This is a genomic window from Solirubrobacter phytolaccae, from assembly GCF_027587195.1.
GTDB classification, from domain to species: Bacteria; Actinomycetota; Thermoleophilia; order Solirubrobacterales; family Solirubrobacteraceae; genus Solirubrobacter; species Solirubrobacter phytolaccae.
Window position 1 is genome coordinate 11,193 of the sequence record NZ_JAPDDP010000058.1, and the last position, 22,710, is coordinate 33,902.

Genomic DNA, 22,710 nt, shown 5'->3' on the forward strand with positions numbered 1-22,710 from the left:
GGTTTTTGCGCATATCTGCATGATACTGCTAGCCTCTGCCGGAATGCTCGCCCCTACCCGCCACGAAGCGATCCTCGGCACACTGCGCCACCACGGCACAGTCGCGACGGGTCAGCTCGCGGAGCAGCTCGGCGTGTCCGTCGACACGGTCCGGCGTGATCTGCTGGAGCTCGAAGGCGCCGGGCGGTTGCGGCGCGTCCACGGCGGCGCCGTCAGCCACGCGCCGGGTCCGCGCCGCTTCACGGATCGGGTCAATCAGGACCCGGGCGGCAAAGCGGTCGTCGGTGCGCTTGCGGCGCGGCTCGTGCAGCGCGGTGACGTCGTCGCCGTCGGCGGCGGGACGACGACGCTGGAGCTCGCGCAGTGGTTGTCGCCGGAGCTGTCGGCGACGTTCGTGACCGCGAGTCCCGACGTCGCGATCGGGCTGCGGAATCTGCCGGAGGTCGACGTGATCGTGCTTGGTGGCCGGCTGGACCGCACGAGCCAGACGCTGGTCGGCGCGGACACCGTCGCGCAGATCCAGACGCTGCGCCCGGACACGTGCATCGTCGGCGCCTGCTCGATCCACCCGGAGCTCGGGTTGACGATGCGCGAGCGTGAAGAGGCGCAGGTCATGCGCGCGCTGGTCGAGCGGTCGCGGCGGGTCGTCGCGCTCGCCACGACCGAGAAGCTGGGCACGGCCGCCCCCTACGTGGTCTCCGAGCGGGTCGACGTGCTCGTGAGCGACGCGTCGGCGTCGGCGCTCGCCGCGTACGAGCGCGCCGGCATCGAGCTGGTGCGGCCGTGAACCTCCCGGCCGCCACGCGGGCCGTCTATGCCGTCTTCATCCTCAGCGGGTTCGCGTTCGCGAGCTGGGCCTCGCGGATCCCGTCCGTGCGCGACAGCCTTGAGCTCTCGCCGCAATCGCTCGGGCTCGTGCTGCTCGCGATGGCCGTCGGGTCGGTGATCGCGATGCCGCTCGCGGGCGTGGTCGTCGGCCGCTTCGGCACGGCACGGACGATCACGCTGATGGCGCTGCTCGGCGCCACCGGGCTGGCGCTGGCCGGGTTCGGCCAGTCGATCGGCGTCCTGCCGGTCGCGATCGGGCTGTTCCTGTTCGGGGCCGGCAACGGCACCTGGGACGTGGCGATGAACGTCGAGGGCTCGGCGGTCGAGCAGCAGCTCGGGAAGGCGATCATGCCACGCTTCCACGCGGGGTTCAGCGTGGGCACGGTCGCGGGCGCGCTGATCGGCTCGGGAATGGTCGCGCTCGATGTGTCCCCCAGCGTTCATCTGTCGGCGGTCGCGGTGCTCGTCGCGGTGGCGGCACCCACCGCGGTCCGGTCGTTCCTGGCCATCGCGGCGCCAGAGGAACATGAGGAGCGCCGCGGGAATCCCCTCGCGGCGTGGACGGAGCCGCGCACGCTGCTGATCGGCGTGTTCGTGTTCGCGGCCGCGTTCACCGAGGGCACCGGGAACGACTGGCTCGCCGTGGCGACGATCGACGGCTATGACGCCGCGGACGCGCTCGGCACATTCACGTTCGCGCTGTTCCTGTCCGCGATGACGCTCGGCCGTTGGTTCGGGCCGGCCGTGCTGGACCGCTACGGGCGCGTGGCGACGCTGCGCGTGCTCTCGTTGACGGCGCTGGTGGGGCTCACGCTCGTCGTCTTCGGTGGCAGCCTGCCGGTGGCGATGGCGGGCGCGGTGCTGTGGGGCATCGGCACCGCTCTGGGCTTCCCGGTCGGGATGAGCGCGGCGAGCGACGAGCCGACCCACGCCGCCGCGCGCGTGAGCGTCGTGGCGACGGTCGGCTACGTGGCGTTCCTGGCCGGGCCGCCGTTGATCGGCTTCCTCGCCGACGATGTCGGCACCCTGCGCGCGTTGACCGTCACCGGCGGGCTCGTCGCGCTCGGCCTGCTCGTCTCGGGCGCGTTGCGCGCGCCGGAGCCGATGAGTTCCGCCGGCGCCGGTCGTCTTGTCTCCGAACCCCCAGTTGATCGGAGCCCACCATGACCGTCGTCACCACCATCGCCCGCCGCCTGCCGACCGGCCACGCTTTTTCGACCCCCGTCGTCCGCGAGATCACGCGGCCGAAGTCAGCCGCCGCCGCCGACGTCTGGTGACCGGTAGGTCCGGAGCTCGACGGAGCCCGTGACGGTGGCGGCGTGCGCCTCGGCCTCGCCCCGGTGCGCGCCCGCCGGGCTCATGCGGATGACGTGCTCGACGTCCTGCTGGGAGAGCTGCATCGTCCAGCGGACGGCCTCGGTCCCGGTGTGCTGGAGGTGTGCGCCGAGCGTGCGCTCGAGTCGCTCCGGCTTCTCGGGGTCGACCTGCACGGCGTGCAGATGCGCGAGCTCGGCGAGATGCTCCGGCGTCGGGATGACCACGAGCGCGGTCCCGCCGGGCCTGAGCACGCGCGCGATCTCGCCGCCGTTGCGGGGCGCGAACACGACGAGCGCGAGGTCGACGACACCGTCCTGGAGCGGCAGCGCCTCCCACACGTCGCCGACGACCGCCGCGATGTCGGGATGCGCGCGGGCGGCGAGCCGGAGCGCGGGCCGCGAAGTGTCGAGCGCGATCCCGAGCGCGCCGGGCCGTGCCTCGAGCACGCCCGCAAGGTGATGCCCGGTGCCGGCGCCGATGTCGAGCACGACCGACGCCGCGCCGGGGCCGGCCGCGGCGCCACCCGCCGCCGCTTGGCCGGGCCGGGCCGCGTCGCCACTCGCGGTGGCCTCGTCGGGCCGGGCCGCGTCGTCACCCGCTCCCGCTTGGCCGGACCGGGCCTCGTCGCGACTCGCGGTGGCCTCGCCGGGCTGGGGCACGTCGCCGGCCGCGGCGGCCTCACCGGCCTGGGCCTCGTCGCCGGTCGCCGTGGCTGCGTCGCCGCGGGCTGCCTCACCGCCGCCGGCCGCGTCGCCACCAGCGGCCGCGCCGCCCTCGAGCGTCTCGTCGTCGGTCGCCGTGGCCGCGTCGCCGTCGCTCGCCGCCGACGTTGCCGCGCGGGCCAGGGCGGCGGTCAGTGGTGCGTAGTGGCCCGCGTCGAACACGGCGGCGCGGGCGGCCACCATCGCGGCGTCGTCCCCCGGCGCGGGTGCTCGGGCCAGGGTCACGTGGCCGTGGCGGGAGATGTCGTACGTGTGGCGCTGGTCGCACACGAGCGAGCGCTCGTGCAGCTCGAGCGGGGCCGAGCAGACCGGGCACCGCAGCAGTGCGGCGCCGCGCACCAGCGGCGCCGGGACGTCCATGGCCGCGAGCGTAGCGGTTGGGGGTCCACGGGCTGCGCTCAGGTCGGGTCGAGCGCAGCCCGTAGACGGGTCTGTGACCGAGCGGGGTTCCAAGTCACCCGGTCGCGACCGATGGTAGTCCTACAAGTTGTAGGTCTCAAGGGTGAGTGGACGGATGTCCACGGAGGGTCTACAGGGCGTAGGACTTATACTCGGGGCGTGTCCGATTCCCAGTCGATCCAGGGTGAGCTGCAGAGTCAGGTGATGGCCGCTCTGTGGCGTGTCGGCTCGGGGACGGTCGAGCAGGTCCGCGAGGAGCTTCCGCCCCGGTACCAGGGCGCGTACAACACGGTGCAGACCGTGCTGAACCGGCTCGCAACGCGCGGGCTGCTCGAGCGCAAGCGTGAAGGCCGCGGGTTCGTCTACCGGCCGCAGGTGACCGAGGCCGAATATCTCTCCGGCAGCATCCGCCGCACGCTCGCGGGTGCCTCGAGCGGCGCGCGCCAGGCGGCGCTGGCCAGCATCATCGGCGGCCTGCGCCCCGATGAGCTGTCCGAGCTCGAGGACCTGGCGCGCGAGGCGCGCGACCAGCGCAAGTGACGTTCCTGGTCGTCGCCGGCGTGTTGCTCGCGGCCGCGATCGCGCTGCCGCACGCGCTGAAGCTGGACCGCGCGCCCGCTGGGTTCACGAGCGCGATCTGGCTGAGCGCGCTGCTACTGCGCGCGCTCGCGTCGGTCGGCGTCGCGGTGGCGGCGGAGGTCTACCTGCCGATCACGGGCCTGCTCGAGCCGTTCGGGGCGTGGTGCGCGGGCGCGCTGTCGAGCCACACGGTCACGGACGCGGTCTTCGGCCTGCCGGCCCTGGCGCTGGCCGGCTCGCTGCTCTTCAGCGTCGGCGGGCTGTTCGTCGCCGCGCGGCGCGTGCGCGGACTCGTCCGCGACACCGCGATCGGCGCGGGCCCGGGCGGCAGCATCGTGCTCTCCGACGGCGCCCTGCTCGTCGCGGTCGCCGGACTGCGACGTCCGCAGGTCGTGGTGTCCGCGGGTGCGCTCGTCGAGCTCGACGAGGCCGAGCTGCGCGCGGGCCTGGACCACGAGCGCGGCCACATCGCGCTGCGCCACCGGTACCTGCTCGTGGCGGGCGAGCTCGCCCGCGCCGTCGGGCGCTTCCTGCCCGGCACGTCCGCCGCCGCGCGGGAGCTGACCTTCGCGCTCGAACGCCACGCCGACAGCTACGCGCTGTCACGCCGCCACGAGCCCGCCGTGCTCGCGAGCGCGATCTGCAAGGCCGCGCGCGGCGCCTTCGCCGCGCCCGCGCTCTCCCTCGGCGGCGGCGTGGTCACGCGCCGCGCCCGCCTGCTGCTCGAGGCGGACCCGGAAGCCAAGCCGCCGCGCCCCCACCCCGGCCTGGTCGCGCTGGCCCCCGCGATGGCCGTCTTGGTCGTCGGCGCGGCGCTCGCCCTCCCCTTCGCGGCCCACGCCGGCTATCACGAGAAGCACCGGCTCGGCACGCCGCACACGTGCCACGCCTCAGACGCCGCGTAGGCGCTCAGGCCTGGTCGAACGCCGTCGCATTTGCTCCTACACTTCGTGGGATGCCGGTGCTCACCGAGGTCCACGTGACGCAGCGCCTCCAGCGCGCCAGAGTCGTCGCGCTCGCCGCCCCGGACACCCCCGCGCTCGCCGAGCACGCCGGCGCCTCCCTCATGCGCGGCGGGATCACCAGCCTCGAGCTGACCGAGCCCGTCCCGACGCTGATCCGCGCCGCCCGTCGCGTGGAGGACCTCCTCGTGGGCGCCGGCAACGTCCGCACGGCCGAGCAGGCCGAGCTCGCCGCCCGCGCCGGCGCGCACTTCGCCACCTCGCCCGTCACCAACACCGAGGTGATCTGGGCCTGCCGCGAGCTGCAGCTCCCGTTCTTCCCCGGCGCCGCGACGCCGAGCGAGGTCGAACGGCTCTCGCTGCTCGGAGTGAGCACCGTGCGGGTGTTCCCGACGATGCCGCTCGGTGGGGCGGCGTTCGTCTCCGCGCTGGCCTCCGTGTGCCCGGAGATACGGCTCTTCCCGGCGGGTGGGATCGGGCCGGAGGCGTTGCGGCCGTTGCTCGGCCTGGGGTCCGTGCTGGCCGTGAGCGCCGGCGGGATCGTGCGCGGGGATCTGCTGCGCGCGCGCAACGGCGAGCGGATCGAGTGGATGGCGCGCGAGGCGGCGCGGGTTGTCGTGCGGCGCTAGCGCTCAGCTCGGGTGGCGCGCCTCGGGTTGAGGGCGCGTCGTTCAACGGCCATCGAGGAGTTACGGGCACCGGAGAGGCCGAGGAGCGTTCGTGATCACTTTGGTCCGCTCCACGTCCGGTCGACCAAGGTCGCGCACGACCGCGCTCCGAACAAAGGGGGTGCGGAACAAAAGCGTCCTGTGGGGACGCTTTTGTGCGGCACCCCCTCCCCACGCCCGTTCGCCGACCGGAAAGCGATCACGCCGAGCCCAGGCGGGACGGCCGAGGGGGAAGGGCGCGACAGCTCCCTTCCCCCTCGATCGCGGTTACGCCCTACGGCTCCGTCGTCGACAACGTGAAGACGACCGTCTTCCCGTAGTTGCCCGTCCGCAGCGGCTCGTTGGCGCTGATCGGCTGCTTGAAGCCGATCGTCACCAGGTCGTTCGACACCGGCCCGCTCCATGAGAACAGCGAGGCGGGCGACGACCCGAGCGGCGTGTACGCACCGCCGCGAGCGTTGAGCTGCAACGGCTGCGCCAACGCGTACGTGCCGTTCACCAGGCGGCCCGCGGCCACCGTCGACGGGTCGACCACGGACAGCGCGGCGTTGCCGGCCGTCGACGTCACGTGCGCGTCGGTCGTGGTCGTGTAGTCACGGCCGTAGCCCGGGACCATCACACCCAGCGCGGTCGGGCCGTCCAGGGCCAGCGACAGCGTCGCCGGCACGGTCCCACCGACATTGCCCGTGGACACGCCGCAGACGGCGGTCGCCGACTTGGACGGATCGCTCTCGGAGACGGCCTTCAGCGTCACGGAGCCGGAGGCGGCCGCACCGGCGGCCCGGGCCACGTAGACCGGGACGCGCACCGTCTCGCCGAACGGCACAGCCGCCAGCGCGTTCTTGAGCTGAGCGGTCCAGCCCTCGCCGGTGGCGGAGGCGGAGAGCCGGTAGACGTCGCTGCCGAGCCACGGGTTCGCGTCCTGCGGGTGCAGGCCGGCCGCGGTCGCGGCGGCGACGCCGGTGTTGCGCAGCGGGAACGTGCAGGTCGCCCACTGGCCCTCGCCGACGGGCTCGGCGGGCGCGGAGGCCAGCGTCACGCCGCGGGTCTGCGGGCCGGCGCCGTCCAGCGAGCGGACGGCGATCTTGTAGTGCACGATGCCGCTGGCGTCCGTGCGCAGGTCGACGACGTAGAAGTGCAGGCGGTTGGCCTCGTCGACCCACTCGTACTGGGAGCCGGAGTTCACGCCCGCGTTGAAGGTCGCGTCGACGAGCTGGCGGGGATCGCCGATCGTCACCTTCGACACGCTGCCGTCGGGACGCGTGAAGTCGACCTTGTTGACGTCCTGCGGGTTCGCGTCGATGATCCAGACGAAGCAGTTGAACGTGCCGCAGGACTGGCTCTCGCTCGTCTTGATCTTGGAGATCAGGACGCCCTGGCTCGGGACGAACGAGTCCGAGCCGATCTGCTGGACGGCCTCGACGGTGAACGCGTTGTACTTGCCGGTGACGCCGGTCCCCTGGCGGCGGACGCCGTCGCAGAGCGGGTTGGTGTTGACGTCGCACGGCGCGGCCTGATCGCCGACCGTGCCGTCGAGCGCGATCCGCACACCGGCCAGGCCGTTGCCCGGGTCGGTCTCACGGGCGGTCACGTCCGCGACCGCCATGCCGGACTGCGCGAGCCCGTTGCGGTTGAGCTGGAGGACGTTCTTGTTCTCGACGAAGCCGAGCTTGAGCTTGTTGCGCAGGTTGTGCTGGGAGCCGAGCGAGCCGCCCTGCGTCGCCGGGATCATCCAGCGCGTGTGGGTGCCGCCCGGGCCGTTGAACGAGCCGCGGCTCATCATGTCCCACGGGCCGGTCGCGGCCCGCTGCGGGATCGTGTTGAACGGGTTGTTGTAGTTGTCGAGGATGCCCAGGTTGTGGGTGAGCTCGTGGGCGTAGGTCGCCATGCCCGAGCTCTCGCCCTCGGTCGAGTTCAGCGGCGGCGGGCCGGTGATGACCGCGTTCGGCCAGATGTTCGTGGAGGCCGCCCACGCGGTCCACGGGATGTAGCGCGTGCGCCCCCAGTTGGCGAGCGACGGGTCGTAGGCCTTCGGCCCGAACGCGTCGCCGACGCTGTCCTGGTTGAGGAAGCGCATCTCGCCGAACTCCTGCCAGGTGGAGCTCTGGTCCTGGCCGGCCGCGACGTAGAAGACGTTGTCGAACGAGCTGATGACCGCGTCGCCCACCTCGGCGGCCCAGGCCGCGCGGATGTCGTTGCGGAAGTTCTTGTTGCACGGCGTCTCGGTCGGCGTCGGGCACTGGTTCGCCGCGCCGTACTGCTGCTGGAAGTACTGGTACGCGCGGAACGGCATCCGGTAGACGCCGAACGACGTGAGCTCCACGCCGTACTTGCCGTACGTGTTCTCCATCCAGTACCGGTTCAGCGTCTGCTCGTGGTTGAGCGCCGATGGCTTGTTCAGGAAGTCGCGGTAGAACGCGGGCACCTCGGCACGCGGAACGCTGTGCGCCTCCGTCGTCGGGTTGCCGTAGATCGTCGACCCCGCCGGCTGCGTGACCGCGTACTCACGGTCCGGGAAGTCGGCCAGCACCAGCGCGACCTTCCACTTCTTGACGGTCGGTTGGACCGTCGGGTCCGCGTAGTTGGTGCCCGGCAGCGCCTTGTAGTCGTTCCACGTGGCGTCGTCCGGCCACGTCGGACTTTGCGCATCCAGTGGCGCGAGCGCCGGTGTCTGCGCGAGCGCCGGTGGCGCAAGCAGCAGTGACGCGATCAAAGTCGCGCGAAGAATCCCCCTCAAAACGGCCCTTTCCGTTCGGATTTGGCCGGATCGTCACCCACCGTCGCGCGCGGGCGCTAGGGGGTCGCGGTGTGGATTTGCCTGCACGCCGCGGCCAGCGCGGCGACGGCGACGAGCAGCCCGGCGATCGCCGCGCCCGCCGCGATCCCCGCGTAGTAGGAGAGGTAGAGCCCGCCCACGCCGCACGCCACACCGATCGCGCAGGCCGCCACGATCATCGGCGGGACGCGCTTCGTGAACGTCGCCGCGGCCACGGCCGGCGCGATCAGCGCCGCGACCACGAGCAGGTTTCCGAGCGCCTGCACGCCGACGAGCACCGCGAGCGTGAGCAGCACCGCGAGCGCGGCCTCGGCGCTGAACGCGCGGATGCCGATCGCCCGTGCGCTCGTCGGGTCGAAGCCGACCGCGAGCAGCCGCGGGTACGCGACCCACGAGCCCGCGAGCACCAGCGCGGCGAGCCCGCCCGCGAGCAGGAGCCCGGACGGGCTCGTCGCGAGCACGTCGCCGAACAGCAGCGCCTGCAGCCCCGGCGGCGAGTCCGCGGACAGGGCGAGCAACGTGCCGAGCCCGAGCAGGCTCGTGATCACCACCGCGACCGCGTTGTCGGCGCCAAGGGTGCGCACGCGTCCGGCGGCGGCCACCGCCAGCGCGGCGATCGCGAGCCCGACCGCCCCGCCGAGCACGACCGGCACGCCGATCAGCGCCGCCACCACGAGGCCAGGGAACATCGCGTGCGAGAGCGACTCCGCGCTGTACGCGCGGCCGTAGAGCACGACCCAGACGCCGAGCGCGCCGCACGCGAGCCCGACGAACACGACCTCGAGCAGCGCCTCGCGCAGGATCGGCTCGTGCCAGGGCTCGAGCAGGGCGTCAAGCATGGGCCGCACCGGGGGTCGGCCGAAGGTGAGCGGCGGGACGCGGCACGCCCACGGGGTCGGGGGCGCCGTCAGGCATGGGCGAGGACCGGTTCGGGCGGGCCGTAGTCGAGCATGCGGCGGTCCACGCGCAGGACGCGGTCCCAGCCGCGGGCCTGCGCGACGTCGTGGGTGGAGACGAGCACGCAGCGGCCCTCGGTCGCGAGGTCGTCGATCAGCGCCATCAGCCGCGTCGCGCTCGCCGTGTCCAGGCCCGTGAACGGCTCGTCGAAGAGCACGATGTCGGCGTCCTGGAGCAGCGCGCGGGCGACGAGCACCCGCTGGCGCTGGCCGCCGGAGAGCTCGCCGAAGGTCGTCTTCGCGCGGTCGGCGAGCCCCACGCGCTCGAGCGCCTCGTGCGCCGCCGCGCGCTCCGCGCGGCCCGGACGGCGCCACCAAGCGCCGCGGGCCAGCGCGCCCATGAGCACGACGTCGAGCGCGGAGACCGGGTAGTCCAGCCGGGAGCGCTCGGTCTGGGGTACCGTGCCGCGGCGGCCCTCGACCATCAAGGTGCCCGCGCGCGGCTCGAGCTCACCCAGCAGCGCGCGCATCAGCGTCGTCTTGCCGCCGCCGTTGGGGCCGAGCACGCCGACGCGCTCGCCCGGCGCGACCGTGAACGTCAGCTCCGACAGCACGACCGGCCCGCCGGGATAGCCGACGGCGAGGTCGCGCGCCGCGATCACAGGCCGGCGATCGTGCATCCCCGCTCGCCCCCGGTGAAGCCCTTGACCATGGCGTCGGCGTTGGCCGCCTCCATGCCGAGATAGGTCGCGCCGGGCGTGCCCTCCGCGCCGAGCGAGTCGCCGTAGAGCACGTAGTCGGCCTTCGCCCCGGTCTGGCGGGCGAGCGTCTCGGCCAGCTGCGGGTTGATCGAGCTCTCGGGGAAGATCGCCTTCACGCCCTCGCGCCGGATGACGTCCGCGAGCTTGGCGATCTCGCCCGCCGAAGGCTGGGCCTCCGTCGACTGCGACGGGATCGCCGCGCCGACGACCTTGATCCCGTAGCGGGCCGTGAAGTAGCCGAACGCGTCGTGGCTCGTGACGAGCTTGCGGTCGGCCGGCGGGACCGTGAGCATGCAGGTCTCGATGCCCTGGTCGAGCGTCTGCACCTTCTTGAGGTAGGCAGCCGCGTTCGTCTTGTACAGCGCCGCGTTGGCCGGCGCCGCCTTGGCCAGCTTGGCCTCGATCACGGGGATCGCCGCCTCGACGTTGCGCGGGTCGTGCCACCAGTGCGGATCGAACTCGGACTCCTCGTGCCCGTGCTCGTCGCCGCCCTCCTCCTCTTCGCCCTCCTCGTGGTGCTCACCCTCGACCTTCTGGGGCGTGTGGTCGGGGGCGATCGCGATCTCGGTGGGCGCGCCGCCGGCCTGCTCGACCATCTCTTCCATCCAGTGGTCGATCTCGTTGCCGGACTCGAAGACGACCTTCGCGCCCGCGACGGCCTTCACGTCGTCCGGACGCGGCTCGTACTCGTGCGGGTCGGTGTTGGCCTGCAGGACCTGATGGACCTCGGCGCCGTCACCCGCCACCTGGCGGACGATGTCCCCGAGCTGCGTCGTCGTCGCGACCACGACCGGGCGCTCGACGGCGGCCTGTTTGGCGGGCGCGCCACCCTCGTCTTCACCCCCGCAGGCGGCGACGATGAGCGGGAGGGCAAGGAGCAACACCACTGGCTTACGCATCTTCAAGACACAATCTTCTTTGTAAGGACTGACAACAGGAACACGGCACCGCCCAGCGACGCGACCGTCGCGCCGGGCGGAGCGTTCGTACGCACGGAGAGCCACACGCCGGCGAGCCCTTCGAGGGCCACGAGCACGACGCTCAGGCCCTGCCACAGGACCAGCCGGTTCGTCCACAGCCGCGCCGTCGCGGCGGGAACGACGAGCAGCGCGGTCGCGAGCAGCGCGCCGACCGCCGCCAAAGTCGCCACCGAGGCGAACGCGACGAGGGCGAGCAGCACGAGGTCGGGCACCCGCGACCGCACGCCGACCGCTCGCGCCCCGGTCGCGTCGAAGCCCACCGCGAGCCAGCGCGGCCCCAGCGCGAGCGTGCCGACCAGCGCGAGCACCGACGCCACCGCGGCCAGGACGAGATCCGCGTCGGAGAGCGCGAACAGGCTGCCGAACAGCAGCGAGTCCACCTCCGAGCCCGAGTGGAACACGTTCGAGGCGAGCACGACGCCGGCCACGAGCGCCCCGACGAGCGCGAGCGCCGTCGCCGTGTCGTAGCTCTCGCGCCGGCGCGTCGAGAGCCCACCGACGCCCGCCGCGACGACCGCACCCGTCCCGAGGGCACCGGCGATGGGTGGGAACGACAACCCCGCCGCGAGCACCAGACCCGGGAACGCGGCGGCGGCCACGGCGTGCGTGTAGAACGCCAGCCCCCGCAGCACGATCCACGTGCCGAGGAGCCCTGCACCCACGCTGACAAGCAGCACCTCGAGCAACGCACGCTGCTCGAACGGGTACATTGCGATGAGACTCATTCCTACTACGCTAGCGAGTGACGCGCGAGAACGCCAGAAATTGTCTCCGACGCGCCATAGGAACACGACCTAGCCCGTACAGACGTCCATATTCAGGACGCGCACCCTTGACCCCTACATGTTGTCGGACTAGGCTCGCCGGCGGTCATGGGGAGTATTTCGATGAGGGTCGGCCGGCGAGCACACGTGCTTGCGCCGGGAATCGCATTGCTGGGCGCGGTCACGGTGCTGTCGCCGTACGTGTGGCAAGAGACGTGGAGGGCCACGGGCTTCGCGCCCGGCTTCATCCCGTTCCACCTGTGGTGCTGGCTGCCGTTCCTGGTGCTGGCGTTCACCGCCGGCAAGCTGGGCCGCCTCGGCGGCGCGGCGTTCACGGCGGCGCTCGTCGCCGGAACCGTGGCCACGGTCGAGCTGACCCAGGCCTTCGACGACGGCTCTGAGCGGATCGGGCTCGCGCTCCCCGGCCTGCTGTCGCTCGCGATCATCGGCGCCTGGGGCTTGCGCGCTCACCCACGCGGAGGCGGCAAGGTCAGCCGCCCGCTGGTCGTGGCCGTGGTCGCCCTGCTGGCGCTCGTGATCATCGGCGGGCGCGTCGGCGACGTCGGCGAGACCGACCGGATGCAGACGTTCCTCGTCATCGGGACGTCGATCGCGCTCGAGGCCCTGCCGTTCGTGCTCCTGGGCGCGGCGGTCTCCGCGGCGATCGAGATCTTCGTCCCCGCGCGCTGGTTCGAGCGGATCGCCCGGCTGCCGCTGCCGCTGCAGATCCCCGCCGTCGCGATGGCCGGCGTGGCCATGCCGGTGTGCGAGTGCGGCAGCGTCCCCGTCGCGCGCCGGCTGATCGTGCGCGGCGTCCACCCCGCCGCCGGCATCGCCTTCATGCTCGCGGCACCCGTCATCAACCCGATCGTGCTGTTCTCGACCGCGGTCGCCTACTCGGGCCGCGGCGCGACCGAGATGGTCCTCGGCCGCCTGAGCCTCGGCCTCGTGCTGGCGATCATCGCCGGCACGATCATCGCCCGCAACGGCGGCGGCAACCTCGTCGCCAACGCGCGCAAGTCGGAGCCTTCGAAGGACCACGACCACAGCGACGGTCGCCTGCGCGGTTTCGTCGACCACCTGATGTCGGACCTGCTGCTGATGGGCAAGTTCATCGTGCTCGGTGCGGCGCTGGCCGCGGCGCTGCAGACGATCGTGCCCCAGAGCGTCTTCACCGGCGTGCTGACGTCCCCGTTCGTGGGCGCGCTGCTGATGATCGTGCTCGCGTTCTTCCTGTCCTTGTGCTCGGAGGCCGACGCCTTCGTAGCCGTGTCGTTCATCCAGTTCCCGGTCGGGCCGCAGCTCGCGTTCCTCGCCGCCGGGCCGGTGCTCGACACGAAGCTGGTGCTGCTCTACGGCGGCACCTTCGGACGTGCCTTCGTCCTGAAGCTGGCGTTGGTGATCGTGCCCGTCGTGGTGGCGGGTTCCATGCTCTTCCAGGCGGTGATCTCATGAGTGAAACCTCGTGTCACGACGGCTCGTGCGAAACGCACGACCACGACCATGACCACGGGCACTCACACGCCCACGACGCCGAGCCCGCGCAGAAGGGCTGGGACTGGACGCGCACGATGCGCGCCGTCGCGATCGCGGCCTGGGGCGGCTTCTTCGTCTACCTGTGGGTGAGCGGCCGCGCGACGACGTACATCGGCCCGAAGACCTGGTGGGTCGTGGCGCTCGGCGCGCTGACGCTGCCGCTGGTCGCGCTCGCCTACCTGTCAGGGGCGCGCAATCGCAAGCGCTCCCCCACGATCCGGGAGCTCGGCGCGAACGGCCTGCTCGTCGCCCCGATCCTGTTCACGCTGATGGTCCCGGCGCCCTCGCTCGGCGCGCTGGCCGTCGAGAACAAGCGCACGAAGAACGTCGCGGCGCCGCTCGAGACCGCGATCGAGGGCGATGTCCGCCTGTACGAGATCGCCTGGGCCGCGGAGTCGGCCGAGTACGCCTCCTACAACGAGCTCGCCGCGGGCACGCCCGTGGACTTCGTCGCGTTCGTGTCCAACGAGCTCGACAAGGCGAAGGAGCTCGAGGTGTCGCGGTTCATGGTTGGCTGCTGCGCGGCGGACGCGAACGCGTTCAGCGTCAAGCTCGTCGGCGCTCCCGCGCTCCCGATCGACACGTGGGTGCAGGTCAAGGGCGTGCTGACCGGCACGCCCGGCAAGAACCTGAAGGTCGCCGCGACCGCCGTCGAGAAGGTCGCGCAGCCCTCTAATCCCTACAGCTGATCAGAACGTAACGGTCACGCCGGCGAACGTCGCAATCACGGAAGCGATCGTGATGCGACGGAGCCGCGCCGGCGTGAGCCACGCCCAGCCGCGGGTTTGCAGCCAGGTTCGGAAGCCGGCGGCGCCCGCCGCGGCGGTGAAGGCACAGGTCGCGCACATGCGACCAGTGTAGTCCTACACGCTGTCAGAGCAGTCGGCGCAGAGGCCGCGGAGGGTCACGTCGTGGCCCTCCATCTCGAGGCCCTCGCGCCGCGCGATCCGGCGCAGCACCCGCTCGAGCTCGTCGTCCTCGAACGGGATCAGCTTGCCGCAGTTGCGGCAGACGAAGTGATGGTGGTGGTGCGTGCCCTCGGGGAACACGCGCTCGAAGCGTGTCAGGCCGTCGCCGATCTCGACCTTCGCGAGCAGGTCGAGGGCGACGAGCTCGTCGAGCACGCGGTAGACCGTCGCCCGGCCGACCCGGCGCTCACCGTCGCGCAGCTGGTCCTCGATCTCCTGCGCGGTGAGCGCGCAGTTCTGCGCGTCCAGCAGGTCGATAACGGCCGCACGGCCACCGCCGCGCCGGTATCCCTCGCCGGCGAGGCGCTCGTTCGCGTAGGCCGTCCATCGCGGCGCCTCGGCGCTGGGCATGGCGCTCGATGGTAGCCGCGGCCGTCAGCGACGCAGCGTGACCGTCTTGGTCACGGCCGCGCCGGACGCCGGCGCGACGGTGATCCGCACGCGCACGGACTTGCTCTTGCGCAGCAGCGTTCGGGCCTTCGAGCTCAGGTTCACGCGGACGTTCTTGGACGTGCCGGCGGCCACGGAATAGGAGGCCGACCCGACCGTCACGACGCTGCGCCGCTTCCCCACGCGCACCTTCGACGCCGTCTTGAGCGTCACCTTGCCGGTGCACGTCGCGACGTCCTTCGGGCACGCCAGGCTCACCGAGACCCGCTTCTTGCTCTGGACCTTGAGCTTGGAGGAGCGCACGGTCGCCGCGGCGAGCACCGGAGGCCGGTCGACCGCCTCGCACAGGGAGCCCGGGTCCTGCGGGACGATGTCGAGCGCGTCGACGATCGCCGTGTCCGCGCCCAGCCCGCAGTTGATCGCCTCGCGGACGCCGTCGCGCGCGTCGATCGTGTCGTTGCCGGGCACCGAGACGAACATGCCGCTGCCCGAACCCTCGCCCGACAGCGAGTCCGTGCCCGGCCCGCCGACGATCGTGTCGTCGTTGCCGCCGCCGTAGATCGTGTCGTCGCCGTCGCCGCCGTCGATCTGGTCGTTGCCGTTGGCCGCGTCGATGAAGTCGTTGCCACCCAGGCCGCGCACGATGTCGGCCGACTCGCTGCGCAGCTGGACGCTGTTCGGCCCCTCGGTGCCGGTGAAGTGCACGGGCGGCGACGACGCAGTGGCCGACAGGTTCTCCAGGTCGCTCGCGTAGTTGTCACCCTCGCCGGGATAGCCGTCGTTGGGCTGGTCGTCGAAGGCGACCGTGATCGGCCCCATCCCGCCGGTCGGGTTGCCGGTCTGCAGCGTGTCGATGCCCGGCCCGCCGCGCACCACGTCGCCGGGACCGGCGTCGTTGTCGTCGGGCGAGAACTCGTCGTTGCCCGGCCCGCCGTCGAGGACGTCCGAGCTGCCGTCGCTGTCGAAGTCGTCGTCCCCGTCCTCGCCGAAGAACGTCACGCTGTGGCCGACGGCTCGGTCGTTGATCGACTGCGCGATGTCGTTCCCGTCCCCGAGGTAGATGAGGATCGTCGGGTTCGTGCCGGCCGCGGTGCACGTGACGGCGACGCCGCCGGCGAAGTCCTCGCAGCCGGCGCCGATGCGGATGTCCACGTGGTCGTCGAACGTCGGCACCCAGTCCGCCCCGGCGCCCGAGTTGCCCCAGTTGACGGTGAAGAAGTTCGCCTCGCCCGAGTCGGCCCGGAACGTGATCGTGGATCCCGACGCGGAGATGCTGCCCGCGTGCGCGGACGTGGCGAGTGCGGCCCACGCCGCCAGGGTGAGGAGCAGGGTCCGGCTCAACGACATGCCCGAGAGCATTGCATTCACGCGGGCGAAATGGACCGGTTCCGGGCGCGGTCGAAGGCCGCGAGGCGCTCCAGCGCGATCGAGACCAGCTCGCGCGTGGCGGGCGAGAGCGGCAGGTTGCGCTGCTTGGCGACCGCGAGCGTGTCGTACAGCGGCTCGGCGAACGGCGTGGTGTGCAGGCCGTCGGGCAGGTAGCCGCCGTCGACCGCGGCGCGCGCGACGATCGTGTCCCCCACGCCCTGCGCCGCCAGCCGCAGCGCGCCCGCCAGGTACTCGACCTCGATGTCCGGCGCGAGCCGCCCGCCGTGCTGCTGCAGGCGCTCGTTGAGCTGGCGGCGGGTCGGGTCGGCGTTGCCGTAGTGGGCGTCATAGAGCACGAGCCGCTGGTCGCGCAGGCGCTCGATCGTCATCGGCGTCGCCGCCCGCTCGGGGTCCGCGGTCGCGAACAGCACCTCGTCGCGGATCACCGGCTCGATGTCCAGGCCCTCGTCGTCGACCGGGAGCACGACGAGCCCGGCTTCCAGCGAACGCGCCCGGATGGCCTCCGCCACCTCGACCGAGTTCTGCCCGATGAGGCGCATCCCGACGAGCGGGTGGCGCGCGTGCATCTCCGCCGCCAGGTCGGTCAGCGCGTACAGCTCCGCGTTGCGCGGGAGCCCGAAGGACGCGACGCCGCCGCGCAGCGTCCGGTGCGCGCGGACCGCGTCGGCGCCGTCGCGGCAGGTCGCGAGCGCCTGCTCGGCGTACGGGCGCAGCGCCTCGCCCGCGGCGGTGAGCGTCATCCGGCGCTTGGTGCGCGCGAACAGCGGCACGCCCAGCTCACCTTCGAGCCGCCGGATCTGCTCGGCCACGGACGGCTGCTTGAGCAGCAGCTCGTCCGCCGCGCCGGCGAACGAGCCGTGGTGGGCGGTGGCCAGGAAGTACCGGAGCTGCTGCAGGGTCAAAGGCTCAGCCTTCGTTCGTCAATGGCAAAACAGGATTGTGCCGAACGTCACCGCTCGACACGATCGTGGCCATGATCACGAGGCAACTGCTCGACGACCCGGAGCTGCTGTTCCTCAAGCGCCCGGAGGTCGAGCGCGTGGGTGAGGACCCGGCGATCGTGGAGCGCGTGAGCGCGATCCTGCTGGACATCGAGCGCGGCGGCGAGGACGCGTTGCGCCGGTACGCGCGGGAGCTGGACGGCTGGGAAGGCGACTTCGAGCTCACGCGCGGGGAGATCGAGGCCGCCGAGGCGCTCGTCCCCGAGACGCTCCGCGAGCACCTGCAGCGCTCCCGCGAGCGCACCGAGGCGTTCGCCCGCGCGCAGCGCTCCACGCTGCAGGACCTGGAGGTAGAGGTCGCCCCGGGCGTCATCGCGGGGCACCGGCTCGTGCCGGTCTCCAGCGTCGGCGCGTACCTGCCCGCGGGCCGCGTGCCGCTGCTCGCCTCGCCGTTCATGACCGTGCTCGTGCCGAAGGTCGCGGGCGTGGGGACCGTGGTGGCGTGCGCGCCGCCCCAGCGCGACGGCGGCGGCATCCACCCGTCGCTCGTCTACTCGACGACGATCTGCGGCGCCGACCGGATCTTCGCCCTCGGCGGCGTGCAGGCGCTGGCGGCGATGGCCTTCGGGCTCGGAGGGATCGACCCGGTGGACATGGTCGTCGGCGCGGGCAACGCGTACGTCGCCGAGGCCAAGCGCCAGCTCTACGGGCGCGTCGGGATCGATCTGCTGGCCGGCCCGTCGGAGGTCGCCGTGCTGGCCGACGAGACCGCCGACGCCGAGCTCGTCGCCGCGGATCTCCTCGGGCAGGCCGAGCACGGGCCGACTTCACCGGTGGCGCTCGTCACCACCTCGGAGGAGCTCGGCCGGGCGGTGCGCGCGGAGGTCACGCGCCAGCTCGAGGAGCTCGCCACCGCCGACGTGGCGGGCGCGGCGTGGCGCGACCACGGCGCGATCATCGTCACCCCGGACCGCGAGGCCGCGGCGGCGGTCAGCGACCAGCTCGCGCCCGAGCACCTCGAGGTGCAGACGGCCGACGACGACTGGTTCCACGACCGGCTGCGCAACTACGGCTCGCTGTTCCTGGGCGAGCGGGCGACCGTCGCGTTTTCGGACAAGGGCGTGACGGGCACGAACCACGTGCTGCCGACCGGGCACGCGGCGCGATACACGGGCGGGCTGTCGGTCGCGCGTTTCCTGAAGCCGCTGACGTACCAGCGGATCGAGGACGACGCGGCGACCACGCCGATCGCGGAAGCCGTCGTCGCGATCTCGGCGACCGAGGGGTTGGCCGCGCACGGGGCGACGGCGGCGAAGCGTCTCGCGCGCGTTGGCGTGCGATGAAAGGGGAGGACATGAAGCGGACGTTCGCGGTTCTACTGGCAGGATCGGCGCTGGCGCTCGGCGCCTGCGGCGACGACGAGGGAAGCAGCGGGAGCGGCAGCGCGGAAGGGGACGGCGGCGGGTCCGCCGAGACGCTGACGATCTACTCGTCGCTGCCGCTGCAGGGCGCGGCGCGCACGCAGTCGCTGGCGGCGGTCAACGGCGCCAAGCTCGCGCTCGAGCAGGCCGGCGGCAAGGCCGGCAACTTCACGATCAAGTACGAGTCGCTCGACGACTCGACCGCGCAGCAGGGCGGCTGGGAGCCGGGCGTGACGTCCGCGAACGCGCTCAAGGTCGCGGGCGACGACTCCGCGATCGGCTACATCGGCGAGTTCAACTCCGGCGCGACCGCGGTCTCGCTCCCGATCCTCAACGAAGCGGGGATCGCGCAGGTCAGCCCCGGCAACACGGCGGTCGGCATCACGTCCGACGATCCCGGCGCCGAGCCCGGCGAGCCGGACAAGTACTACCCGACCGGCGTACGCACCTACGCCCGCGTCCTGCCCAAGGACACCTACCAGGGCGCCGCGCTCGCCACGCTCGCCAAGGAAGAGGGCTGCGCCTCGGCCTTCATCCTCAACGACAAGGAGGTCTACGGCGCCGGCCTCGCCAAGAACGTCGAGCTCGCGGCCAAGACGGTCGGGCTGGAGATCAAGGGCAACGAGGGCATCGACAAGAACGCCGCCAACTACCGCTCGGTCGCCGCGAACATCAAGACGACCGGCGCCGAGTGCTTCATCTACAGCGGGATCACGGCCAACAACGCCGTCCAGATCTTCAAGGACATCGCCGTCGCGCTGCCGGACGCGCCGCTGCTCGGCCCGGAGGGCGTCGGTGAGACCGGGTTCTTCGACCCGAAGGAAGGCGGCCTCCCCGCCGACGTCGCCTCGCGCGTGCTGATCACGATCCCCGGCGTCGCGCCCGAGGAGTACCCGCCCGCGGGCAAGGAGTTCCTGACCGCCTACGCCGCGAAGTTCGGCGAGGAGAACCCGGACCGCTACGCCGTCTACGGCTACGAGTCGATGATGCTGCTGCTCGACGCGATCAAGCGCGCCGGGGAGAACGGGAGCGATCGCAAGGCCGTCGCCGAGCAGCTGCTGGCGACCAAGGACCGCGAGGGCGTGTTCGGGACGTACTCGATCGACAAGAACGGCGACATCACGCTCACCCCGTACGGCGTCTACAAGGTCGCCGACGGCAAGATGGTGTTCGACCGCAGCGTGGAGGCCAAGGCCTAGGTCTGCGCGGTCGGTCGCACCACGATCTCATTGACGTCGACCTCGCCCGGCTGCTCGAGGGCGAAGGCGATGGCGCGCGCGATCGCGTCCGGCGGAATCGCCATGCGGTCGCGCGCCTCGCGGATCTGCTCGCGCACCGCGGGGTTGCTCACGTGCCCGGGTGAGTCGGTGTGGACGAAGCCGGGCGAGACGGTCGTGACGCGCACGGTGCCGTCGGCCTCCTGGCGCAGGCCCTCGCAGATCATCCGCACCGCCGCCTTCGTGCCGGCGTAGACCGCCTGGCTCGGGACGACCCGGTACGCCGCGGTGGAGGCGGTGGTCACGAAGTGGCCTTCGCCCTGGGCGCGGAACACGGGCAGCGCGGCCGCGATCCCGAACAGGACGCCCTTGACGTTGACGTCGACCATCCGCTCCCAGGCGTCCACGTCGAGGTCGTCGAACGGCCCGATCGGCATCACGCCCGCGTTGCTCACGAGCACGTCGAGCCGGCCGAAGCGCTCCTGCGCGACGTCGACGAGGCGCTGCACATCCTCGCGCTTGCTCACGTCCGTCACGGCGTAGGCGCCGCCCAGCTCCTCGGCCAGCGCCCGCAGCCGGTCCTCCCGGCGCGCGCCGAGCACGACCTTCGCCCCGCGCTCCGCAAGCAGCCCCGCGGTCGCTTCCCCGATCCCGCTGCTCGCCCCGGTGATCGCTACGACCCTGTTCTTGATGTCAGTCACAGACATCAAGGTAGCGCGCTCGATGACAGTCGCTGTCATCATGTGGGAATCGCCCGCTGGAAGCCCAACGCCCGTGAACGTTTGCAGGAGGTCGCGCTCGAGCTGTTCGCCGAGCGCGGCTACGAGCAGACGACCGCGGCGGAGATCGCGGCGCGCGCCGAGCTGACCGAGCGCACGTTCTTCCGCCACTTCACCGACAAGCGCGAGGTGCTGTTCGCCGGCGAGGCGGCCATGCAGGCCGCGCTGGTCGCGGGCGTCGCCGACGCAACCGGCGACGAGTTCGTGCGCGCCGGCCTCGAGGCGGTGGCCGACGAGCTCGAGCCGCGGCGTGACGACCTGCGCCGGCGTGCGGCGCTGATCGCCTCACACCCGGCGTTGCGGGAACGTGAGCTGATCAAGCAGGCCGCAACGGCGGAGGTGCTGGCGGACGCGTTGCGCGAGCGCGGCGTGGCGGCCGGCGAGGCCGAGGTGTCCGCCGAGGTCGCGATCGTGCTGCTGCGGGTGGCGTTCGACCGCTGGCTGGCCGCCGGCGACGGCTCGCTGCGCGAGCGCGTCGCCGAGGTGCGGGGCCAGCTCGTGGCGGTCCGCTAGGCCGTCGGCGCGGCGGCGCGCGGGTTGACCAGCGGGATGAGCTGCTTTTCGAGCTGCGAGCGCAGCCACTCGTGCTGCTTCGGGAGGCGCAGCGCCTCGCCGAGGTGATCCGGGTCCTCGTCGACGGCGAAGCCGGGCGAGGTGGTGGCGATCTCGAACAGCACGCCCTGCGGCTGCTGGAAGTAGATCGCGTCGAAGTAGTCGCGGTCGATCACGGGCGTGACCTGCATGCCGGCCTGCGCCACCCGCTGCTGCCACGCGACGTGGTCCTCGTCGCGGGAATGCCAGGCGATGTGGTGGACGGTGCCGGCGCCCTGGTAGCCGTACTCGGTCGCGGGGTCATACGCCCAGCGGAAGCCGCCGAGGTCGTACTCGCCCTCGCCGGTCTCGGTGAAGCCGAGCGTGTCGGTGAGCAGCGCGCGGTCGGCGTCGAGGTCCCGGGCGCGGTAGGCGCGGGCGCCGACGACGCCGCGGATCGCGTGCTCGGCGGGGACCTCGGGGTGGATCGCGCCGGCGCGCGGCGTGTCGGTCACCACGAGGCGGAAGCGCAGTCCGTCGTAGTCGGTGAACGTGAGGGTGTCCTCGACGCGCTCGCTCGTGTAGCCCTTCGCGGCGAGGCGCTCCGACCAGAAGTCGAGCGACTCCGTGGACGGGACGCCCAGGTCGATCGTGTGGATCATCCCGGCGCCCGCGCGGCCCGGCTGGGCGCCCGCGAACTCGAACCAGGTGAGGATCGTGCCCGGCGCGCCGGTCTCGTCCCCGAAGTACAGGTGGTAGGCCTCGGGCGCGTCGAAGTTCACCGTCTTCTTGACGAGCCGCAGCCCGAGCACGTCGGCGTAGAACGCGACGTTCTGGGTCGCGTCGCCGGTGATCATCGTGATGTGGTGCATGCCGTCGAGCGTCATTCGTGGCTCCTGTCGAGACGCTCCCAGACCTGCGCGAGCGCCTGGTGATCGTCTTCGGTCAAGTGGTCGAGGAAGAACGTGCGCACGCCTTCGAGGTGCGTGCGGCGGGCCGCCTGCGCCTCTTCCAGGCCCGCGTCGGTGAGCTGCGCGTACGCGCCGCGGCCGTCGGTCTCGACGCCGCAGCGACTCACGAGGCCGAGGTGCTCGAGCCGGTCCACGAGCCGGGTGAGCCCGCTGCGGCTGAGCAGCACGCGGTCCGCGATGTCCGACATGCGCAGCCGGTGGCCGGGCGCGTCGGCGAGGAACATCAGCACCTCGTAGGACGAGACCGGCAGGCCGTGCTCGCTGCGCATCTGGGCGTCCAGCGCGCGGGTCACCCGGGCGTGCGCCTCGAGCAGGCCGCGCCAGGCGGCCAGCTCGAGGGACGTCAGGCGGTCGCCGGTCACGGCGGTCATGCGGCGACCAGCTCCCGCGCTTCGTGGAGCTCCGCCAGCGCGGCGGTGAGGCGCTCATGCGCGTCCGGGTCGGCGAGCCCGCCGTGGTCGGCGAACGCGTCGTCGGCCAGGCCGAGCGGGAACTCGGTGTCGAGCACCTTCGCGCCGGTCGTGGCCAGCACCTTGCGCGTCTCGGCCTGCGCCCAGACGGCGCCGAACAGGCCGGTGCTGGCACCGATCACCAGCGCCGGCTTGTTGCGGAGCGGGTTCGTCTCGTACGGACGGCTGGCCCAGTCCAGGGCGTTCTTGAGCCCGCCCGGGATCGAGTGGTTGTACTCCGGCGTGGCGATGATGACCGCGTCGGCGCCCGCAATGGCGTCGAGCAGCTCGGTCACCGCCTCGTGGCCTTCGGCCTCGAGGTCCTCGTCGAAGATCGGCAGCGCGGTCAGACCCTCCCACTCGACCAGCTCCACCCCGGCCGGCAGCGCTTCCGCCGCCGCCCGAAGCAACTTGGTGTTGTGCGAGTCCCGGCGTGCGCTGCCGGAGATCCCCAGGATCCGCATGT

Annotated in this window: 24 protein-coding genes; 10 read left to right on the top strand and 14 right to left on the bottom strand. The window is 72.3% G+C overall.

Annotation, left to right across the window (positions count from 1 at the left end):
• Positions 1-43: 43 nt before the first annotated feature.
• Positions 44-787: a DeoR/GlpR family DNA-binding transcription regulator gene (locus OJ997_RS25320; RefSeq protein ID WP_270028069.1), complete on the top strand. Its 744-nt coding sequence runs from the start codon at positions 44-46 to the stop codon at positions 785-787.
• Positions 784-1,995 carry an MFS transporter gene (locus OJ997_RS25325; RefSeq protein WP_270028071.1) on the top strand — a complete coding sequence of 404 codons (1,212 nt, stop codon included), beginning with the start codon at positions 784-786 and terminating at the stop codon, positions 1,993-1,995. Before OJ997_RS25320 ends, OJ997_RS25325 begins: the two co-directional genes overlap by 4 nt.
• 83 nt (positions 1,996-2,078) lie before the next feature.
• Here OJ997_RS25325 and OJ997_RS25330 read toward each other — a convergent pair whose 3' ends face one another.
• Positions 2,079-3,227 (bottom strand): putative RNA methyltransferase, encoded by a 1,149-nt coding sequence (locus OJ997_RS25330; protein ID WP_270028073.1) that lies wholly within the window; start codon positions 3,225-3,227, stop codon positions 2,079-2,081.
• 198 nt (positions 3,228-3,425) lie between these two features.
• Between OJ997_RS25330 and OJ997_RS25335 the strand changes: the two genes are divergently transcribed.
• The 3 genes from OJ997_RS25335 to OJ997_RS25345 are packed head-to-tail and all read left to right on the top strand — an operon-like array spanning position 3,426 to position 5,436.
• A complete protein-coding gene (locus tag OJ997_RS25335; RefSeq protein WP_270028075.1) occupies positions 3,426-3,806 on the top strand; it encodes a BlaI/MecI/CopY family transcriptional regulator in 381 nt (126 codons plus the stop codon).
• Complete coding sequence (locus OJ997_RS25340; protein WP_270028077.1) at positions 3,803-4,750, top strand: M48 family metalloprotease; 948 nt, start codon at positions 3,803-3,805, stop codon at positions 4,748-4,750. Before OJ997_RS25335 ends, OJ997_RS25340 begins: the two co-directional genes overlap by 4 nt.
• A 50-nt stretch (positions 4,751-4,800) precedes the next feature.
• Positions 4,801-5,436 carry a bifunctional 4-hydroxy-2-oxoglutarate aldolase/2-dehydro-3-deoxy-phosphogluconate aldolase gene (locus OJ997_RS25345; protein WP_270028078.1) on the top strand — a complete coding sequence of 212 codons (636 nt, stop codon included), beginning with the start codon at positions 4,801-4,803 and terminating at the stop codon, positions 5,434-5,436.
• A 313-nt stretch (positions 5,437-5,749) separates the two neighbouring features.
• Here the strand turns inward: OJ997_RS25345 and OJ997_RS25350 are convergent, their stop codons facing one another.
• From OJ997_RS25350 to OJ997_RS25370, 5 genes are all read right to left on the bottom strand, one after another.
• Positions 5,750-8,188 (bottom strand): M6 family metalloprotease domain-containing protein, encoded by a 2,439-nt coding sequence (locus OJ997_RS25350; protein ID WP_270028079.1) that lies wholly within the window; start codon positions 8,186-8,188, stop codon positions 5,750-5,752.
• An 80-nt stretch (positions 8,189-8,268) separates the two neighbouring features.
• Positions 8,269-9,090, bottom strand: coding sequence for a metal ABC transporter permease (locus OJ997_RS25355; RefSeq protein WP_270028081.1), 822 nt, complete (start codon positions 9,088-9,090; stop codon positions 8,269-8,271).
• A gap of 68 nt (positions 9,091-9,158) precedes the next feature.
• Positions 9,159-9,809 carry a metal ABC transporter ATP-binding protein gene (locus OJ997_RS25360; RefSeq protein ID WP_270028083.1) on the bottom strand — a complete coding sequence of 217 codons (651 nt, stop codon included), beginning with the start codon at positions 9,807-9,809 and terminating at the stop codon, positions 9,159-9,161.
• Complete coding sequence (locus OJ997_RS25365; RefSeq protein ID WP_270028085.1) at positions 9,806-10,795, bottom strand: metal ABC transporter substrate-binding protein; 990 nt, start codon at positions 10,793-10,795, stop codon at positions 9,806-9,808. The genes OJ997_RS25360 and OJ997_RS25365 overlap by 4 nt, the downstream gene beginning before the upstream one ends.
• 14 nt (positions 10,796-10,809) lie before the next feature.
• Positions 10,810-11,613: a metal ABC transporter permease gene (locus OJ997_RS25370; protein ID WP_270028086.1), complete on the bottom strand. Its 804-nt coding sequence runs from the start codon at positions 11,611-11,613 to the stop codon at positions 10,810-10,812.
• Positions 11,614-11,799: 186 nt separating this feature from the next.
• On the opposite strand from OJ997_RS25370, the gene OJ997_RS25375 reads away from it, so the two are divergent.
• Entirely contained in the window at positions 11,800-13,107 is a 1,308-nt protein-coding gene (locus tag OJ997_RS25375) for a permease (protein ID WP_270028087.1), read from the top strand.
• The gene (locus OJ997_RS25380; protein ID WP_270028088.1) at positions 13,104-13,877 is read left to right on the top strand and encodes a TIGR03943 family putative permease subunit; all 774 of its coding nucleotides are present in this window, start codon (positions 13,104-13,106) and stop codon (positions 13,875-13,877) included. Before OJ997_RS25375 ends, OJ997_RS25380 begins: the two co-directional genes overlap by 4 nt.
• Here the strand turns inward: OJ997_RS25380 and OJ997_RS25385 are convergent, their stop codons facing one another.
• Genes OJ997_RS25385 through OJ997_RS25400 form a run of 4 tightly spaced genes read right to left on the bottom strand, consistent with a single transcriptional unit; the run spans position 13,878 to position 16,837 of the window.
• Positions 13,878-14,036: a hypothetical protein gene (locus tag OJ997_RS25385; protein WP_270028089.1), complete on the bottom strand. Its 159-nt coding sequence runs from the start codon at positions 14,034-14,036 to the stop codon at positions 13,878-13,880.
• Positions 14,037-14,051: 15 nt separating this feature from the next.
• Positions 14,052-14,507, bottom strand: coding sequence for a Fur family transcriptional regulator (locus OJ997_RS25390; protein ID WP_270028090.1), 456 nt, complete (start codon positions 14,505-14,507; stop codon positions 14,052-14,054).
• 24 nt (positions 14,508-14,531) lie between these two features.
• Entirely contained in the window at positions 14,532-15,893 is a 1,362-nt protein-coding gene (locus tag OJ997_RS25395) for a hypothetical protein (RefSeq protein WP_270028091.1), read from the bottom strand.
• A 17-nt stretch (positions 15,894-15,910) separates the two neighbouring features.
• A complete protein-coding gene (locus OJ997_RS25400) occupies positions 15,911-16,837 on the bottom strand; it encodes a LysR family transcriptional regulator (RefSeq protein ID WP_270028092.1) in 927 nt (308 codons plus the stop codon).
• A gap of 71 nt (positions 16,838-16,908) precedes the next feature.
• Here OJ997_RS25400 and hisD point away from each other — a divergent pair, with 71 nt between their 5' ends.
• Together hisD and OJ997_RS25410 are read left to right on the top strand one after the other, a co-directional pair.
• On the top strand, positions 16,909-18,219 hold the full coding sequence (gene hisD / locus OJ997_RS25405) for a histidinol dehydrogenase (RefSeq protein WP_270028093.1): 1,311 nt from the start codon (positions 16,909-16,911) through the stop codon (positions 18,217-18,219).
• A gap of 11 nt (positions 18,220-18,230) precedes the next feature.
• On the top strand, positions 18,231-19,496 hold the full coding sequence (locus tag OJ997_RS25410) for a branched-chain amino acid ABC transporter substrate-binding protein (protein ID WP_270028094.1): 1,266 nt from the start codon (positions 18,231-18,233) through the stop codon (positions 19,494-19,496).
• On the opposite strand, the gene OJ997_RS25415 is transcribed toward OJ997_RS25410, so the two are convergent.
• Positions 19,493-20,215, bottom strand: coding sequence for an SDR family oxidoreductase (locus OJ997_RS25415; protein WP_270028095.1), 723 nt, complete (start codon positions 20,213-20,215; stop codon positions 19,493-19,495). The genes OJ997_RS25410 and OJ997_RS25415 overlap by 4 nt on opposite strands.
• Before the next feature lie 42 nt (positions 20,216-20,257).
• Here OJ997_RS25415 and OJ997_RS25420 point away from each other — a divergent pair, with 42 nt between their 5' ends.
• Positions 20,258-20,806, top strand: a complete 549-nt coding sequence (locus OJ997_RS25420; RefSeq protein WP_270028096.1) for a TetR/AcrR family transcriptional regulator — start codon at positions 20,258-20,260, stop codon at positions 20,804-20,806.
• On the opposite strand, the gene OJ997_RS25425 is transcribed toward OJ997_RS25420, so the two are convergent.
• From OJ997_RS25425 to OJ997_RS25435, 3 genes are read right to left on the bottom strand one after another with little or no spacing between them, the layout of a single operon-like run.
• Positions 20,803-21,711, bottom strand: a complete 909-nt coding sequence (locus OJ997_RS25425; RefSeq protein ID WP_270028097.1) for a VOC family protein — start codon at positions 21,709-21,711, stop codon at positions 20,803-20,805. The genes OJ997_RS25420 and OJ997_RS25425 overlap by 4 nt on opposite strands.
• Positions 21,708-22,166, bottom strand: coding sequence for a MarR family winged helix-turn-helix transcriptional regulator (locus tag OJ997_RS25430; RefSeq protein ID WP_270028098.1), 459 nt, complete (start codon positions 22,164-22,166; stop codon positions 21,708-21,710). Before OJ997_RS25430 ends, OJ997_RS25425 begins: the two co-directional genes overlap by 4 nt.
• Entirely contained in the window at positions 22,163-22,708 is a 546-nt protein-coding gene (locus OJ997_RS25435) for an NADPH-dependent FMN reductase (RefSeq protein WP_270028099.1), read from the bottom strand. Before OJ997_RS25435 ends, OJ997_RS25430 begins: the two co-directional genes overlap by 4 nt.
• Between the last annotated feature and the right edge of the window lie 2 nt (positions 22,709-22,710).

Bases quoted from the DNA above. Each gene is read 5' to 3' on its own strand.
- OJ997_RS25390 (WP_270028090.1), bottom strand. From the start codon at position 14,507: ATGCCCAGCGCCGAGGCGCCGCGATGGACGGCCTACGCGAACGAGCGC.
- OJ997_RS25370 (WP_270028086.1), bottom strand. From the start codon at position 11,613: ATGAGTCTCATCGCAATGTACCCGTTCGAGCAGCGTGCGTTGCTCGAG.
- OJ997_RS25425 (WP_270028097.1), bottom strand. From the start codon at position 21,711: ATGACGCTCGACGGCATGCACCACATCACGATGATCACCGGCGACGCG.
- OJ997_RS25320 (WP_270028069.1), top strand. From the start codon at position 44: ATGCTCGCCCCTACCCGCCACGAAGCGATCCTCGGCACACTGCGCCAC.
- OJ997_RS25435 (WP_270028099.1), bottom strand. From the start codon at position 22,708: ATGCGGATCCTGGGGATCTCCGGCAGCGCACGCCGGGACTCGCACAAC.
- OJ997_RS25430 (WP_270028098.1), bottom strand. From the start codon at position 22,166: ATGACCGCCGTGACCGGCGACCGCCTGACGTCCCTCGAGCTGGCCGCC.
- OJ997_RS25330 (WP_270028073.1), bottom strand. From the start codon at position 3,227: ATGGACGTCCCGGCGCCGCTGGTGCGCGGCGCCGCACTGCTGCGGTGC.
- OJ997_RS25395 (WP_270028091.1), bottom strand. From the start codon at position 15,893: ATGTCGTTGAGCCGGACCCTGCTCCTCACCCTGGCGGCGTGGGCCGCA.
- OJ997_RS25345 (WP_270028078.1), top strand. From the start codon at position 4,801: ATGCCGGTGCTCACCGAGGTCCACGTGACGCAGCGCCTCCAGCGCGCC.
- OJ997_RS25385 (WP_270028089.1), bottom strand. From the start codon at position 14,036: ATGTGCGCGACCTGTGCCTTCACCGCCGCGGCGGGCGCCGCCGGCTTC.
- OJ997_RS25380 (WP_270028088.1), top strand. From the start codon at position 13,104: ATGAGTGAAACCTCGTGTCACGACGGCTCGTGCGAAACGCACGACCAC.
- OJ997_RS25355 (WP_270028081.1), bottom strand. From the start codon at position 9,090: ATGCTTGACGCCCTGCTCGAGCCCTGGCACGAGCCGATCCTGCGCGAG.
- OJ997_RS25410 (WP_270028094.1), top strand. From the start codon at position 18,231: ATGAAGCGGACGTTCGCGGTTCTACTGGCAGGATCGGCGCTGGCGCTC.
- hisD (WP_270028093.1), top strand. From the start codon at position 16,909: ATGATCACGAGGCAACTGCTCGACGACCCGGAGCTGCTGTTCCTCAAG.